This is a genomic window from Bacillus sp. JJ1474, from assembly GCF_036965225.1.
Classification (GTDB): domain Bacteria; phylum Bacillota; class Bacilli; order Bacillales; family Cytobacillaceae; genus Cytobacillus.
This window is the reverse complement of sequence record NZ_JBALPC010000212.1, coordinates 1609-2570: the sequence shown is the minus strand read 5'-3', so window position 1 is coordinate 2570 and position 962 is coordinate 1609. Positions and strand designations below refer to the sequence as shown.

The 962-nt window shown below is 31.7% G+C and carries 1 protein-coding gene; it reads right to left on the bottom strand.

Annotated elements, in window-relative coordinates:
- Positions 1-7 precede the first annotated feature (7 nt).
- Positions 8-661 carry an alpha/beta fold hydrolase gene (locus V7164_RS22055; RefSeq protein ID WP_335344786.1) on the bottom strand — a complete coding sequence of 218 codons (654 nt, stop codon included), beginning with the start codon at positions 659-661 and terminating at the stop codon, positions 8-10.
- Positions 662-962: the final 301 nt, after the last annotated feature.

Below are 962 nucleotides of genomic sequence, written 5' to 3'. Positions count from 1 at the left end.
ATATGAATTAATGTAATTCAAATACAGGCAAACCTGATAAGAATTTTAACATATGACTATTAAATTCAAATGGTTGTTCCAACATAGGGAAATGTGCAGCTTTTGAAATAATGTATAATTCAGAGCCCTTAATATTGTCATAAAGATATTCAGATTCTTTAACTGGAGTAATGTCATCTTCTTCTCCAACTATAATCATAGTAGGAATATTTAAAGAGTGTATTTCTTGACGGACATCAAAGCTATCTAAGGAGCGTATTGCCTGTTTTGCTACATGTTTAGGAGTTTTAATTACTTCATTTTCAGCCCATTTTACTACACTTTGTGAAGTGGTAGAAGAAAAACTATGCCTAATAACTTCTTTACTGGCTTCTTCAATACCAATTTCATCGATTCTATTTATTACATTCTTAGCTTGAACCATAGGTCCTAAACCATAAGCTGTAGTACCCACTAATATAAGCGCGCGAACCAAATTAGGATGGTCTAAAGCAAAACGTTGAACTATAGCTCCTCCCATTGAAAGACCAACAAGTACTGCTGATGTTATATTAAGGGATTCCATTAATTTTCTTAAATCTTCGGAAAATTTTTCTATTGTATAATCAACATGTTCAGGTTTTTCAGAATCACCATGACCACGAAGGTCAAAAGAGATCACTTTGTATTCTGACAGTTAATAAAATTGTACTTTTTATCCATTCTTCTACCTCATTAATACTCACTCACAAAGCACTTGCTGGAAACCCTAAATTTTCGTTTTCTGAATAAGCGTCTCGGTATATTTTCACTAATATTTCAGCCTCATTTATCCTTGCTCTTTCAATGTTTATATTCACAATATCCCCTCCAGAATATAATAATACTTAGATAATTGTGTTTTTGGATTTAATTAGAATTCATTGAGATACTTACTTTTTTCGACAAATTGTAGTAATTCCCTTCTTATTCCATTAAATGTC